Below are 15,590 nucleotides of genomic sequence, written 5' to 3' on the forward strand. Positions count from 1 at the left end.
GATCTTTTTGCACTGATCCACGATTCTTATGAAAAGCAAAGGATTGTAGATCATTGAAAAAAAGGTAGATCCCAAGCTTGATGAAACCTAACTCGTCCGGTATACTCAAGAAAGGGTATATTGTGGAAACGTGAATGGGGAGGAAGATCATGAAGCAAACAGTTTTCGCCGCACTGGCCGGGCTGGCTGTATTTTGCCTTTTTAGCTGCGGCGTTCAAGACCCGGCAAAACCGGTTTTTCAGAAAATAGCAGAGGAATCGGTGGAGAGCACGGGAGAACGGGATGACGCGCAGTACCTGATTTTGACCCATTCCGCTGCGGAAGACAGCTTAACACAGCAGGCGGCGCTTCTGTTTCAGGAGCGCCTGGAGCGTCTTTCCGGCGGAAAATGGCGGGTGGATCTCTATCCCAACGATACGCTTGGAAATCTGGAAGACGGCCGCTGGTATTTTTCCAACGGAAGCATTGACATGAGAATCGGAGCCGGGCCCTCCAATATTATCCCGATTCTCGGCTGGGCTCCGATTCTGACGGGGAGCTCACCCGAAGAGCTGGACGCTCTTTTTCAGGAAAATCCCGCCTTCCAGGATCAGCTGGAACAGGAAAGCGAAGAAAATGGGGCCCGTATTTTAGGGCTTTTGCCCGGCTCCTACCGGGTGGTCACCTCAAAAAAAGAAATCCGAAGTCTGGAGGACATGGAAGGCGTCCGGATGCGGGTGCTCTCCGGGGATATCGGAAGCGAGCTCTGGAAACCGTTCGGTATGGAAGTTCTGCCCTACGATGTCGGCCAGGTCTATCTCGCCCTACAGCAAAACGCCGTGGACGCCCAGGAAAATACCGTGTCTATCATCCTGGACAACCGGCTGTATGAGCAGCAATCCTATCTGATCCAAACCAATTTCCGGATTTATCTGGAAACCATCTATATCAGCTCCCAGACCTGGGACCTCCTCTCGCCGGAGGACCAGGAGGTCATCCAGGAGGCGGCGGATCAGACCATCGCCGAGATGGCCCCCAAAACAAAAGAATTTGAGGAAACCGGATATCATTTTTTGGAAGAGCACGGGGTAACGGTTTTGCCTTTTCCCGACAGCGAGAGGGAGCGCGCTTTTGAACAGATGCAGCCGATTTTGATCGAGTTTCTAAGCCGCCGCTTCGGCGCCGGGTTTCTGGAAGAGCTTATGGGCTATCTGGAATCCGGCGGTTGAGCCTCCGTTTCTTTCTGCTGCCTCCGGCTGCTGTCCCGGTATTGACCGGGCGTCTTCCCCGTCCGCTTCTTAAACGCGCGGATGAAGCTGTTGGCCGAGTTAAACCCTGTCTTAAAGCCGATTTCCGCAACTGTATCTTCGGTCGCCACGAGGAACCGGCAAGCCTGGCCGATCCGGTATCCCCTCAGATAATCACCGGCATTCTGCCCGGTCTGCTCGGAAAACAAGGTGGAAAGGTAAGAGGGGCTGATCCCGATATAACGGCTGACGGCATCCAAAGACAAGCTGCTGTCGGCATAATTGTCCTCCATATACTTCTTCGCCGCGGCCACATAACGGACGCGGTTTTTTTGACCGGTCTGGATCAGGCAATGCAGGGACTGGATCAGGAACTCCTTCATATAGGGTTTTGCCTCCGGCCGGGAAAAGAAATCTTCGTCTGTGTATGCCTTCGGATCCACAAAGGAAAGTTCCTCCGGAGGCAGATGCAGGGATACCAGAAAACTTAAGGTTTCACTGTGAAGCCCCTGGCAGATCGCCGTTCCATAGGCATCGCCGGCCTGCTCTTTGATCAATCCGCAGAACGGCCCGGCGTCGGTTTCTTCCCCTTCCAGCGCTTTTTGAAGCGCCTTTAACCAGGCGTTTTTCCAGTACAGCGCATCGGAGGACACAGCATCCGGTTCCGCTTTTTCCGACTGATAATACCTTCGATAATTAAAATCCTGCCTGGCCTCCCGGTAGGCCGGCGACAGTTGGAGAAGGGAGGGACAAGTCCGGCTCATGCCCATGCAGAAGACGCCGCCTTGCTGCGCCGTCTTTATGTGCTCCTCAAACATCCGCGCCGCCTCTTTGATCTTCGCCTCCGCCTCTGTTTCCGGAAAGGAAAGGATACACACCAGCAGATTGTCTTGCAGCTCCGTGAGATGGAACGGGCAGCGCTCCTTAAAATAAATTTCCGTCTGCCTTTTCAGGCGGAAAAAGAACAATTTCTCCTCCACCTCGGTATGCCGCGCTTCCACCGGAAAAGCTTGGAGCGCCAGCACCAAGAAACGACCGCGGATAGAAAAAAGGCTGCCGGTGGCGTCCAGCGTCTGTCTTACCCTTTCTTCCGGAATCCCCTCCTCCAAAAGCAGGCGGTGAAAGAGCTGATCCGTCAGTGCCGGAGCCGCCTGGCGCAAAAGCTCCGACAGCTCCTGGTTCTCATTCTGGGTCAAGGAATACTGTTTCCAAAGCAGATCCCACTCATTCTTTGCTTCCGGACACGGTTCTCCTCCGGCCCAGGAAGAAAGCATCTGTTCCATCGGCCGGTACAGCAGCTTCAAGATCAGGTGGGCCAGGCCGAACACCAGCAGCACAAACACAAGGAAAAGAGGGAGCACCACCGGCAGCAGCCGGGAAAGCGGCGGGAACACCGCAGAATCCAGAAACGTGACATAGTTCCAGCCGGTATGGCCCGACTGGTAGCGGCACAGCAGCCTCCCGCCCTCTCCGGTCTCATAGATCCGGCAGGAATCCTGAGAAAACACACAATCGGAGACCAACAGTTCTTCCGCCTCCGGGTACTTCATTTCCGCCGGGAGCACCGGTGTTCCGTTTGAGGTATAAGGATAGAAAGACAGCGACTCATCCTTTCCCTGCATTTTCTGAAATAAGAGAGAGGTATCCAACTCCACCACCAAAAGCCCCAGCCGTTTATGTACCGGATAACTTTGGAGCAAAAAAAGCCGGGAATCTCCGACGTAGAAAGCCGGACCTTCGGAGGAATCCACGAAGCGCCACTGTTCCAGAAGATGGCGGTCCGGAAATTCCACGGCCGCCAGCGTCTGCTGGCCGTCGGTGAGAATCTGCTCCTCCTTCTCCAGATACAAAAAAGTACGGAGAATCAGATCATTCTTATTCCCCAGCTGCACCAAGGCGGTGGAGACGCGAAACATCCGTTCAAAGTCGTTTCTCTCCGGCGCTACCAAGTAACTGGTGGTGGAAGGAGCTTCCAAAAATTCCTCCATGCGGACCTCCACCTGCTCCAGCACGGTGTCCACCGATCCGCTGGTCCTGGACAGCACAGAAAAGAGAGACTGATACTCGGTCTCCCGGAAATTTTTTGTGATCACGGTGTGAAAGACCCACGCAAACGACGCAAAGGCCAGCACTGTGAATAAAAAAAGCAGCAGGACCGTTTTCATCAGTACACTTTGAAAACGGAACCTGCCGGCAAATCGAAATCGCTTCATGGGAATATGCCTCCTGCCTTACCGGTAACTCTTCCGCCCGCTGGCATCCGCCACGCCCATCTCCATCCGGTATTTGGCTACGGTCCGACGGGAAATCCCCGCTCCGGCTTCTTTCAGCAAATCCGCAAGCTTTTGGTCGCTGAGCGGCTTCTTCTTGTCCTCCGCCTCAATCAACCCGCGGATTTTATCCTTTAAAAGCTCCGGCGTCCAAACCTTTTCTCCCTCGGCCGCCACGCCGCGGGTAAAGAAATAGTTCATCGGATAGATTCCCCAGGTACACTGCAGGTACTTGTCCCGCACCGCCCGGCTGACCGTAGACTCATGAACCCCAATTTTCTCCGCCACATCCAACAGGCGGAGAGGCTTCAAGTGCCCCGGCCCCTGCTCAAAGAATTCCTTCTGACATTCCACCAGCGTCCGGGCCACGGACGTCAAGGTGTTACCTCTCTGCTGGATACAGGAAACCACCCATTCCGCCTGTTTCAGCTTTTCGCCGATATAATTCTGCGTCTCCGGATTGGGATCCTCTTTCAGCATCTGGACATAGTAATGGCTGATCAGTACCTTGGAGTAGGAATTATCGTTGAGCAGTACCTCAAAATAATCCTGGAACTTTACCACCGTGACGTCCGGGAGAATATATTTCAGATTTTCCCGCGAAGAAAAACCACTGCCCGGAATCGGATTCAGCGCCTTGATGATCCGGCACGCTTCCTCCACCTCTGTCAGGCTGGCCCCGGCCTGCGCTGCAATCTTCGGCAGTTGATTCTTTCCGAGAAGTTCCAGGTATTGATCCACGATCTCTTCGGTCAGAGGGTCGTCCTCACCGCGGCGCCAAAGCTGCAGCTTCAGGCATTCCTTCAAGTCCGCCGCGCCGACTCCGGCGGGATCTGCGTTCTGAAAACGCCTCAGGTATTCCGCGGCTTCCGCGGGGGGCAGGTCGAATTCCTCGGCCAGGCCTTCCGGCATCCCCTCCAGATATCCGCGGGAGTCCAGGGAGTAGGCCAGATAATGGTACACCTTTTCCTCCAGGGAATTTTTCGCCAGAGGAATCAGCTGGGACAGTACAAATTGGGGAAGGCTCTCCCCATATTCGGTGGGAAGGTTCCACTCGTCCCGTTCCTCCTCCTCCTCGTATTCCTGTCCATAGTAAACCCGGTTCTGCTCGTCCGCCGCCTCCAGCCACTCCAGCTTTCTCTGCAGCTCACTCTTCGGGGCCGGGGCTTCCTTTGCTTCTTCCAGCTCCACCAATGGGTTTTCCAGAGACAAATCTTTCAGAAAGCCGTCCAGCTCCTGTACATTCATTTGAAGAATCTCCACAGACTGAATCATCCGCTGAGAAAGTACCTGCTTTTGCTCCAAAGAAATCTTTAAGTCCACCTGGACGCCTCCTTTTCTTTCGTATCGTTTTCGATGTCAATCCGCCGTACTTAGACAATCTCCGTAAAAAAGCATCCCTGGAAAGGAAAAACTTCCGAATAGCCTTCCCGCTCTTTCCCGCCGAGCAGCCATTCCGTCAGCTCTGCAATGGTTAAAACCAGCTCCGGCTCTTCGTCCGGCGCCGGAATCAACCGGGAATCGGTTGATGTCAGCTCCCAACGGAATACACCGTTGTTTTCTTCCAGGATGTCATCCTGTACCTTCAGTAAGATCGTCTTCGGTCCCCAGGAGCGAATCTCCCGGACAAAGGCCTTGAGGTTCAAAATCCTGGCCATAATCGCCGGTTTTTCCTTTCCCAGCCACCCGGTATTCACCACAGATATGGTTCCCTCCGCTGCCTTCGCAGAAATCGTTTTCCGGAAATAGGAGCGGATTGCGGCGGCCAGTTCTCCGGCCCTCTTCTCTGAGTCCGGAGACGGTTCTTTCCCCTGCCGGAGTGCGTCCGGCAGAAACCGGCTGTCTGCAACCAACTCCCGGATCTCCGTCTGCTCCTCCCCCGGCCAATAGCTGAACACACCGGCGAGCTCCTCTTTGTTCAAAACGGCGGCCAGTCCGCCGCCCTCCGAGGCAACCTCTTTCTGCAAAGTCCGAAGATACTCCTCCGTGCGCTCCGGAAAGACCTGGAACCGGTCCTCCAGCTCCCGCTCTAAGAAAAAGGCGGCGGCCGTCAAATCCTCATCGGTCAGGGTCACCACCGACAGGTCTCCGGCTGAAATTCCAAAAGGAAGTTCCCCCTCCCATTTTTGAAACACATAGCGGAACCCAAACGGCAGATAAATTTCTTCCTTTGCCGGCATCAGCCAGCAAAACGGCATCCCAAGGGATGCGTATTTTTTCATCCCGGCTTCGAGAAGGCGGGCCATTCGCTTTTGCCTTCGGTATTCCGGCAGGGTCGCCACTGCAACCAGATAGCGGCTGTCCCAGATCCGCCCGTTTACCCAAAGGGGATACGGATTCCATTGTACCATAGAAACGATTTCTCCGCCAGCCTCATCGGCCAGGATTTCATTTGTCCCGGTCTTTTCCGTATAATAATAATCGAGGAAGGCCTCAGAATCCTCCGGAAAGATCTCTTCCCAGAGCTTTCTGGTCCGGCCGCGCTCCTCTTTTGATTCCAAATACCGCATATTGCCTCCTACCGGCATTTTGCCTGCCGTCCAGAGGGCAGGCCGCGTTTGCCTATTACCGTGTACTAGTTTTGTATCATCGTATATTTTTTCGCCATGAAAATCGGAGAATAGGATTCCTTGGCCTTGCGCAGCGCCGGCAGGCCCACGTCGTCCTCCCGGTTTACCAGCACAGCATCCGGGAATTCGTGCACCAGAAACTGCTGGTTGATGAACGGATACAGGCCGCGGATTTCTGCGTTTGCCTTCTCAATGTGGATGATCGCCATCTTGTCCCGCTCATTGTAGCTGCCCATGGTGAAGGCTTCCAGACGGCCGTCGATATACACGCCGGCCACATAGGTTCCAAGGACCTCCATGTGGCGGAGCACCTCGTGGATTCCTTCGGCTTCCCCATCCAGATGCACATCGGCCTCATCTCCCTTTTGTTCCCGCCAGCGGCTTAAGAACTCCCAGATCGTGTCCCGGTCGGCCCGGATGAGACGGCGGTATTCATAACGTTCCCCGTATTCCCGCAGGAACGCGTTGACGTGATTTTTCTTCTTATGGTATTTCTTTCCGGACAGCGTACGGAGGCTCTCGGCGTCGTAGACGTAGTCGGCCGCGTCCGGATCCTCCACGATGGTATACCGGCCGGGCACAAGATTCAGGGCGGCGATGCCATCCTCATCGGCGAAGATGACTTTCATCTTCCGGCCTAAGTCCCGGTTAAAATGCTGTTCCATGATATCAAAGTAACGAGGCATGTCTTCGGCCCGGCAGATCGGCAGGGACGCCTCGTAATCCTCGCCGGTGTGGCTCTGCATCAGGACCGCCCGCTCATCCAGCAGAGCAAACTCGCAGCCGTAGAAATCTTTCCAGAGAAAGCTGTCCAAAATCACGCTGTCGCAGGTCTTGTTGGTGCGCAGGCCAAAATAGGGCCGCAGAAGCTCCACATCCGAAGCCTCCAACGATTTAAAGTGCAGGTTCATGTTTTCCTCCTATCTGAGGATCCGATTCTTGCCGCAGATTCTGCGGCTCCCTGACCGGATCGGGTCAGGGCTTTCCCTTTGGCGGAGCGTTCCGCCGGAAGGAACTCTTTGCCTAAAAAGGGCTTTTGCCTGAAAACAGCAAAAGCCCGTCGTTTCTGTTCCGTCTGCACGGTTCTAAATCTTATTTCGTAATCGCAGTGTACTGGATCGAGGTAACCGCATCATCCTTGATCACAAAGATCAGCGTACTGTCTCCCTTGGTGTAGCTGTAATTTCCGGCTGTCGCGGGCTCACCGTAAGCCTTGGTTACATCTGCCACAGAAGAACCGATGGAAATGCCCTCCGGAGTGGAGACCAGGTCGTCCTTGATTTCAATCGAAGAGACATAGTCCTTCCCATCGATCGGGTAGGTCTTTAAGATAAAGCTGGCATAGGTATACTGCTTGTCCAGGCCTTTGAATGCGCAGCTCTCAGACTCGAAATACTCGACTTCTTTTCCCAGTTTCTCCAGAATCGGAGCCACCTCGGCGTTCATGGCAATGGTCACATCCCCGGATTGAAACGCAAACGCATCCGACGCGCCGCTGTTCGCTGCCGCCGCAGCCGTAGTGCCCGCTTCTCCCGTGGTGCCCGCCGCAGCCGTCGTCTTGTCGTCGGAACTGCCGCAGCCGACTAAAATCAGCATTGCCACAAACAAAATTGCAAACTTTTTCATCTCGTACATCCTCCTAAATTCTTTTCTTCTCTTAATCTTCCTGTCCAGCAGGCTTTCTGCCCCCGTAGCTCTTCAAGTAACCGTATTCTTCCAGCTCCCGATACTGATCGGCTTCCATCTCATGGTAAAAATCAGACTTTTCCTGCCACTTTGCCGCCACCTGGGCGTCGCCGCGGTGATCCGGCAGCTGATAGGTTTCTTGGAGCTCTGCCCCCAGATACTTGGCGAGTTTTTCCGCCCCGGACAAGTTCAGATGTAACCCATTATCATACGTATCCGTGTCAAAGTCAATACCTGTTTCGTCCAGAAGCTCCAAAAAGTTAATGTAGAGCAGGCCGTTTTTCTCGGCGTAGTCTTCCATCTGTTCTTCCCATTCGTCATACCAGTAAGGATAAATACTGGGAGCCTTCATCAAAACCAGTTCCACGCCATTGTCCTTGCAAAGCTTCACCATCTTGTCCAGATATTCGTAGCTGGTATCGCTGAACTGATAATCTTGCAGCGGCGTCGGGCTCGGATAGGAAGTCACCGGCCGCACGTCCACCCGCATCAGGTAGCCCTGGTGGAACGAACGCTTGGTCTTAAACAAATACTCGAAATCCTCGCCGGAAAGCTCGCTCCAGCGGGAATGGTAGCGAAGCAGCGGGAACAGGTAGGTGATGAACTCTTCCTCATCGGTCATGGACGCCTTGATCGAGTTCACCTTGGAGTCCGACCAGCGCATCCCGTCTAAGGTCATCCGGTTATACGCTTCATTTTGAGGTTCCCCGTACTTCATGGAGAGTACATTAAACACCATCACCTTCGGCTTCTCGTACTTCAGCGTTTCCTCCATCAGATAGTACGACTGCCAGATCAGCTGCTGGGCGCTTCCCCGGATGTAGCTTGTGATTCCGTAGTCCTCCCAGAGCGTAATCGGGGAAATGTTTTCATAGACTTCGCAGTCCCCGATGAAAACCACATCGTTTCCGCCGGCATTATCATAGTAATCGGCGATCAGCCGGCCTTCGATAATCTCATTGATATATTTTGGCGTCAGCAGTTTCTGCAGAAACCACAAGCCTCCCACCAGGAGGCACGCCACGACGAGAATCGTCAAAATCCGTTTCTTCTTCATGACTCCTCCTAGAATTGGTTGTAAATGAACTGGCTGGCGTCAAACCCGATGCCGTAGGCGCCGAAAATCAACACGCCGAGGAACAAGGCCGCATAGACTCCGTAGCGAAGCGCCATCGGCTGCTTTGAAAGTTTCTCCCGGACGCTTCCCGACCGGCCGATCAGGCTGACAATCAGCATCGCCAGCACGCCCGCCAGAATCACGCCCCAGTCAGCGGCCGACAGGCCAAGCTCCAGCAAGCTGCCGTTCACCAGCACATTCCAGTTCCCCTCGGTGAAAATCGTTCCCACCTGATGGAAGGTCAAAGGTACATCCCGGTAGCAGTCCAGAATACGGATCGCGCTCATCAGGCAGAAAGTGCGGGCCACCTGGAACAAGCGGTACCAGAAGGTCCTTCCCACTTTCGGAAACTTTTTGTGAAACCAGGCGTAAAAGGGCTCGAACTCCTGGGAGACAATCAAAACCAGACAGTTCAGCATTCCCCAGACGATAAAGTTCCAGCTGGCGCCGTGCCACAGGCCGGTCACAAACCAGACAATCGAAGTGGAGAGATAAACCGGCACCCGTTTTCCCAGGGCCTGTCCCAATTTCTCACGGGAAGCCTTGGAGAGTTTCAGCATGGGCTGGCAGACGGAAATCGGATAAAAAATATAGTCCCGAAACCAGGTGCCCATGGTAATGTGCCACCGGCGCCAATACTCGGCGGTGTTCTTGGAAAAGAACGGCCGCTCAAAGTTTTCCACCAGATGCACGCCGAATACCTGGGCAATTCCGATGGTGATATCGATTCCCCCGGTGAAATCGGCATAGAGCTCGATGGCGTAAAAGAACATCGCCGCCAACACATAGGCTCCTGTATAGTCTGCCGGGTTTTTGATTAATTCATTCACCGCCACGAGAATCCGGTCCGCCACCACCATTTTTTTGAAAAAGCCCCAGCAGATCCGCTGGATGCCGAAGCTGATATTGTGGTGGTCGTAGGGGTGCTCGTCGTACAGGGTCTTCGCCATGTCGTCGTAACGGCTGATCGGGCCCTGGATCACCTGCGGGAAAAAGGAAACAAACAGGGCAAACCGTCCCAGGCTGTCCTGGGCCGCATATTTGCCCCGGTAAACGTCAAGCAGGTACCCCATGCTCTGGAACGTATAAAAAGAAATTCCCATGGGCAGGGCAAACCGCATGAACGCAATGTCCGTATCAAAAATTCCATTGATATTGGAAATGAAAAAATCCGTGTATTTCAGAACCGCCAGGATACCCAGATTCAAAAGCAGGCAGAACAGCATCCAGTGTCTGGTCTTTTTTTTGCCCGCCGCCTTCAGCGCCTTCTTCTCTTCCCGCGACAGCTCGGCTTTATGCGCCTTCAGGTAAGCCGACTGTTCCGTCTGGAGCACCGTCATTCGCTTTGCCGCATACCAGGTCGTCACGGTGGTGACCAATATATACGCTAAGAAGTGGATGCCTGCCCAGGCGTAAAAGAGATAGCTGCCTGCGAGCAGCAGCATCCACTGGAATTTCTTAGGCACCAAATAGTAAAGGACGAACATCGCCGCCAGAAAAGCGATGAACGTATAGGATGTAAAAAGCATACTTACCTCAATCAGTCTTCATCCTGCAGCCGCTCGATCAGATCGTAGAGAGCTTCCGCAGAGTTGAAGTTTTCAGGGATGATTTCTTCCGCGGGAATCGCCACATCGTACTCGGTGTTCACCGAAGTGATGATGGAGATGATATCGAAAGAATCCAGGATCTTGTCGTCGATCAGCGTATCGCATGTTTCAAAATCCACTTCGGGGTGCAGTTCCTTCAAGATGTTTAATAAAGCTTCCATACCTATTTCTCCTTTTTATTCATATAGTTTTGTTTCAGCAGTACACGGTTGATTTTCCCGTTCGGCGTCAGAGGCATGGTTTCGAGGACCTCCATAGAGTTGGGAATCATATACCGCGGCAGCTTTTCCTTCAGGTATCGGACCATGTCGGCGGGAGATACCTCACCCACATAATACAACACAATTTTCTTTTTGTCATCATCAAATATGCAGCAAGCGCTTTTTATTCCATCTTTCATATTGACGACAACCTCGATCTCCCCCAGTTCGATCCGGTGTCCCATGTGTTTGATCTGATAATCTTTCCGGGAAAGGAAGCACAGTTCGCCTCTCTCATTGTACTTGGCCAGGTCTCCGGTCCGGTAGATAATCTCCGGGTAAGCGTCGTTTAATGGGTTCTGGACAAAGGATTCCCTGGTTTTTTCAGGATTATGATAATAGCCGAGGGTCACCGAGGTCCCGCGGATGCAGATCTCGCCGGGCCCGCCGGGCTTTGCCGGCTTATTGTTCTCGTCCAGCAGCAAAATTTCCGTGTTGTGGAAGGGCTGCCCGATCGGGATGGTCTCATCCAGGGCAAATTCCCGGTCTACTTTATAATAGCAGCACATGCCGGTTCCCTCGGTCGGACCGTACAGGTTCACGAATTTCGCATCCGGAAGGGCTTCCCGCCAGATGTTGAACTGCTTGATCGGAAATACTTCGCTGCCGAACGCAATCGTATGCAGGTACTGGGGTTTTACCTTATCGAAGGCCTTAAAGGCGGAGATCATCGTCAGGGCCGACACCACCCAGCAGACCGTGTTGATCTTGTATTCGTTCAGGAACTCCACCAGCTTCACCGGGAACATAAACAGATTCTTCGGGATCAGATAAGTGGTGCCCCCAAATTTCATCGTGGAGTACAGTTCTTTCAGACAGGCGTCAAAATAGAGCGGCGTCTGATTTCCGAAAATGGAATTCTCATCGAATTCCAGCACATCGGCCAGGTTGTCGATATAATCGATGACCGAGCGGTGGCAGGCCACAACGCCCTTCGGCACCCCGGTGGAACCGGAGGTAAAGACAATGTAGATGGGATCCACGTCCAAAGCGTTCCGGCGGATTTCGGCGAGCTTTTCATCATCGGCGGGTTCCGCGGTCATCTCCTCATAGAGGTAGATCTCTCCCTGGTAGTGGAATTCTTTTACCATCTCCTTGGTGACATCGTCGCAGATGATCGCCTTTGGATTCAGGTTCTGGAAGATCAGTTCAATCCGGTGCTTCGGCATCTCCTCATCGATCGGCACATAGTAGCAGCCGCTGTAGATCACGCCGTAGAAGCTGACCACCATTTTCGGGTGTTTCTGCATAAATACCACCACCGGCTCCCGGTAGTGTCCGCGCCGGCTCAAAAAGCTTCCGATGGCCCGCGCATCCCGATACACCTCAGAAAACGTCAGCCCCATATTCTCGTTGGCATAAGCCAGCTTGTCCGGCACCCGCGGCGCCGTCCGCTCCAAATACTCTAACACATTTGTCTGCTGCATTGGTTTTCTCCCTTTAATTGGTTCTACCTGGTGACCAGGCAGCGGTATTCTTCTTTTAACGGCGCTTCGCACTCTTCAATGGCGCGCATCGCTAAAACCTCCATCGCATCCAAAAAACCAGGACCAATGGGAAACTCTTTCTTTATCATGGACAATTCCGTACAACCCAATACAATCACTTGGGCCCCGGCTAAGCGCAGCTCGTCTTCTGCTTCCCGGAACAAGGAAAATTCCACCGGCTTTCCGGCTTTTACGTTTTCATAAATCAGGTGCATGACTTTGCGCTGGCTCTTCTCCGTGGGAATCACCGCCTGCATGCCCTGGTGCTCCAGCTCTTTCTGGAACAGGCCGCTGCGGATGGTTCCGTCCGTCGCCATGATGCCGATGGTATGTAAACCGAATTTTTTCAGATGTGCCGCCGTCTCCTCAATTAGGTTCAAGACCGGCTTTCCGATCTGAAGTTCCAGATACGGGTGGAAATAATGGGCTGTGATGCAGGGAATCACCAATCGGTCTGCGCCCTGGCGCACCAGCGCGCGGCCGGTCTCCACCATCAAATTCTGAGGATTCTCATTGCTGAGACCTAGAATATAGCGGGTCCGGTCCGGGGTGTCCGGGCGGTTATAGATTATCATCGGAAGATGCTCCTGATCACAGGCGGCATCGGTCATCCGAATCACCAGTTCCATGAAATATGCGGTAGCCATAGGGCCCAGGCCGCCGATTACGCCTAATGTTTTCATATTGCTTTCGCCTTTCTTGGTCCATAGGACGTAGATTCCTGTCAGTTAAGGAGTTTCAGGCAGCCCAGTGGGATCAAAATTATAATAGCCGTCATAATTCTTTGAAAACTTTTCTAACTCCGCATCGGTCCGCAGGAAGCAGTACCAATATTTATTGTGCTCTTCGCTGCGGGGACAGGAATCAATATGATACCACTCGTCTCCGACCTTGACCAGGCTCCAGAAATGTCTGGTCTCGCCGCCCAGACGGGTCACGTCGGCCGTCTCAAAACCGGCCTGCTCCATCATGGCTTTCAGCACGGAGAAATAAGTAAAGCAGTCACCCTGGCCTTCTTCAAAACCGCGGATGGCCTCATTCACCTGGGTCGTTTTATCGGAATCGCCGGTATAGTTCATATGGCGCTTCACATACCAGAACATTTCATACAGCTTATCCCGGTCGCTCATATCGTCGGAAATGCACGCGGCAACGGCTTTCCTTGCCAAAGACTCCATCTCCTCGCGGTTGGCCTCGCCTTTGTCCTTTGCCTTTACCGTAATCTCCGCGGTTTCGGTTGCCGTATTTCCGGCGCGGTCCACGGCAGTATAGACCACTTCATAGGTGCCTGCCTTCTCCAGATCCACGGCGGAGGCGTCCACCTGGATCTCCACATCCGTGTCCCGGTTATCCGTCACGGTCACGCCGCTTTTATAGGAAATGGAATCCCCTTCGGTGACCGTCTGGTCCGAGACGCCAGAAATCACAGGCGGTTCCGTATCGGCCCAGATCGTCAAAGTAGCGGTCAGCCTGGTCTCATTTCCCGCTCCGTCAGTCAGAAGAATCTCCACTTCCTGATCGCCGGTTTTCTTTTGATCCGGCTCTTTTCCGAAAGAAACCGTGACTCCGGTCACATCCGAAGCAGATTCCAGAAAGTCTTCCGCCGTGCAGGAATCCCCCTGCCAGATCGCAAAATCCCGCACCGTGCCTTCCGGCGGCGTGCGGTCCACAATTTCCAAAACCGACTCATAGGAATAATATCCCGCCCGGATCTCCACGGAATATTCGCCGGGAATTGACGTATCGATCCCGGTCATGTTGGTGACGTAGCTGGCCTCCACGCCGTCTCTTTTCAAAAAGTCATCTGCCTCGGCCATCGGTTCGCCTGCCTCCAGCGTCACTTTCGCCTGGACGCGGTCCGGCTTATAAAACCACAGGAAACAGCCCAGTCCCGCAATCAGGACCAGGCCGGCCAGAAGAATCAGCTTTCGTCTGTATGCTTTCTTTCTTCCTCGCTTTCCTTTCAAAACATATCCCCTCAGTCTCTCGCATGCAGATCCGTAATCACCTTGGTCGAGGTGGCCGGATACAGTGAATGATCAAAAATATGGCTGTTGTCGTGGGCCTTGGAATATTCCTCCAGCTGATCGTCCGTCACCATAAAGAAATAATCCCCGTCGCCCTTTCGCGGCGTCGTATCAAAATGATACCACCCATCGCCGCAATTGACAAGACTCCAAAAATGGGAAGAATGACTGGTATCGCTCTTCACCACATCAATATTTTCAATCCCCGCGGCCGTGAGAAGCGCCTTGGCGGCGGCAAAATAGTTAAAGCAGTCTCCCGAATGGGACTCAAACGCCTGGATGGCTCCATTGATCCAGCTGGATTTGTCCGAGGTGTTGACATAGCTGATATTTCCATGACACCAGTTGTAAATCTTCTGGGCCTTTTCCATCTGGGTCATATCCGAAGTGATGATCTTGTCCAGGATCTCCTGCGCCATGGATTCCATCTCCGCTTTATTCTCGTAGCCTGCCGGCTTTTCCTCCACGGTGATCGTGGCGGTGGCACTCGCCTGATTCCCGGCGGCATCCGTGGCGGTGTAAGTCACGGTGTAAGTCCCGGCCTGATTCAAATCGACCTTGCTGGTATCCACTTCTAATTTTACGTCCTGATCCACATTGTCGGTCACTGTCACGCCTTTTTTATAGGAGATGGAATCCCCCACAAACACGGTCTGATCCTGCACGCCGGAGATCACCGGCGGCTCTTTGTCGCTGGAAGCCGTGGAGCCCTGGGTGGCGGCCGTGCTGGCTCCGGGGTTGAAGTTAACCGGAGTCTCGTCTTTCGGCGAGCGAAGCAGGAAATAAACGCCGGTGGCGATAGCAGCCAAAAGAAGAATCAATACCACAATCAGAATGATCCGTTTTCTCCGCTTCCTGCGCTGACGCTCCCGCTTTCTGGCCGCGGCCCTCCGTCTGGCTTCTTCATCCTGCGGGCCCCCGGAATACCGGTTCCGCTGGCCTCCGGGATAGGCGCTCCGCTGACCGCCGCTGTAACCGCCGTTCCGGTCCGCTGCGCGTCCCCCCTGGGTACTTCCTGCATAGGCGCCCCGCTGGCCTCCGGCGCGGGAGCCCTGCTGCGTCTTCGCATAAGCCGTTCTCCGGCTGTCTGCGGCTGTATTTCTCTGCCCTCCGGCATTGGTACTTCTCTGTGTTCCGGAGCCGGCGCCTGACCGGCCGTTCCCCGAAGTCCGGTAAGAAGGATCGCCCTCCCGGCGCCTGAGCGGCCGGCTGTCGATTTCCGGATATCCCTTATTTGTCGCCATCCTGTCCTCCTGCTCTCCATATTAAACGCTTGCCCGTACACTGCGAAAACAACTATGATGGATTGGCCTCCGGCAAACCTTTGTATCCACCGC

Annotated in this window: 13 protein-coding genes; 1 reads left to right on the forward strand and 12 read right to left on the reverse strand. The window is 53.8% G+C overall.

The annotated features are described in order from the left end of the window. The first annotated feature begins 149 nt into the window (after window positions 1–149). Window positions 150–1,208 carry a TRAP transporter substrate-binding protein gene (locus MUB23_RS07505; RefSeq protein WP_244799767.1) on the forward strand — a complete coding sequence of 353 codons (1,059 nt, stop codon included), beginning with the start codon at window positions 150–152 and terminating at the stop codon, window positions 1,206–1,208. Here MUB23_RS07505 and MUB23_RS07510 read toward each other — a convergent pair. The 12 genes from MUB23_RS07510 to MUB23_RS07565 all read right to left on the reverse strand — a co-directional run bounded on the left by MUB23_RS07510 (window position 1,187) and on the right by MUB23_RS07565 (window position 15,497). After that, entirely contained in the window at window positions 1,187–3,439 is a 2,253-nt protein-coding gene (locus MUB23_RS07510) for a helix-turn-helix domain-containing protein (RefSeq protein WP_244799768.1), read from the reverse strand. The two genes, MUB23_RS07505 and MUB23_RS07510, sit on opposite strands and share 22 nt — an antisense overlap. Before the next feature lie 18 nt (window positions 3,440–3,457). Continuing rightward, entirely contained in the window at window positions 3,458–4,819 is a 1,362-nt protein-coding gene (gene rpoN / locus MUB23_RS07515) for an RNA polymerase factor sigma-54 (protein WP_244799769.1), read from the reverse strand. 50 nt (window positions 4,820–4,869) lie between these two features. Continuing rightward, window positions 4,870–6,006 (reverse strand): GNAT family N-acetyltransferase, encoded by a 1,137-nt coding sequence (locus MUB23_RS07520; protein WP_244799770.1) that lies wholly within the window; start codon window positions 6,004–6,006, stop codon window positions 4,870–4,872. A gap of 65 nt (window positions 6,007–6,071) precedes the next feature. Then, window positions 6,072–6,977, reverse strand: a complete 906-nt coding sequence (locus tag MUB23_RS07525) for a DUF2156 domain-containing protein (RefSeq protein ID WP_244799771.1) — start codon at window positions 6,975–6,977, stop codon at window positions 6,072–6,074. 181 nt (window positions 6,978–7,158) lie between these two features. Beyond that, window positions 7,159–7,692 carry a hypothetical protein gene (locus tag MUB23_RS07530; RefSeq protein ID WP_244799772.1) on the reverse strand — a complete coding sequence of 178 codons (534 nt, stop codon included), beginning with the start codon at window positions 7,690–7,692 and terminating at the stop codon, window positions 7,159–7,161. A 31-nt stretch (window positions 7,693–7,723) separates the two neighbouring features. Continuing rightward, complete coding sequence (locus MUB23_RS07535; protein ID WP_244799773.1) at window positions 7,724–8,809, reverse strand: SGNH/GDSL hydrolase family protein; 1,086 nt, start codon at window positions 8,807–8,809, stop codon at window positions 7,724–7,726. A gap of 8 nt (window positions 8,810–8,817) precedes the next feature. Further along, window positions 8,818–10,398 (reverse strand): MBOAT family O-acyltransferase, encoded by a 1,581-nt coding sequence (locus MUB23_RS07540; protein WP_244799774.1) that lies wholly within the window; start codon window positions 10,396–10,398, stop codon window positions 8,818–8,820. A gap of 11 nt (window positions 10,399–10,409) precedes the next feature. Next, window positions 10,410–10,640, reverse strand: a complete 231-nt coding sequence (locus tag MUB23_RS07545; protein WP_244799775.1) for an acyl carrier protein — start codon at window positions 10,638–10,640, stop codon at window positions 10,410–10,412. A 2-nt stretch (window positions 10,641–10,642) separates the two neighbouring features. After that, a complete protein-coding gene (locus tag MUB23_RS07550; protein WP_244799776.1) occupies window positions 10,643–12,166 on the reverse strand; it encodes an amino acid adenylation domain-containing protein in 1,524 nt (507 codons plus the stop codon). A 23-nt stretch (window positions 12,167–12,189) separates the two neighbouring features. Continuing rightward, on the reverse strand, window positions 12,190–12,909 hold the full coding sequence (locus MUB23_RS07555; protein ID WP_244799777.1) for an aspartate/glutamate racemase family protein: 720 nt from the start codon (window positions 12,907–12,909) through the stop codon (window positions 12,190–12,192). A 45-nt stretch (window positions 12,910–12,954) separates the two neighbouring features. After that, entirely contained in the window at window positions 12,955–14,193 is a 1,239-nt protein-coding gene (locus tag MUB23_RS07560) for an immunoglobulin-like domain-containing protein (protein WP_244799778.1), read from the reverse strand. Window positions 14,194–14,204: 11 nt separating this feature from the next. Beyond that, entirely contained in the window at window positions 14,205–15,497 is a 1,293-nt protein-coding gene (locus MUB23_RS07565) for a transglutaminase domain-containing protein (protein ID WP_244799779.1), read from the reverse strand. Window positions 15,498–15,590 lie beyond the last annotated feature (93 nt).

Source organism: Cuneatibacter sp. NSJ-177, from assembly GCF_022867805.1.
Taxonomy (GTDB): Bacteria; Bacillota; Clostridia; order Lachnospirales; family Lachnospiraceae; genus Pseudolachnospira.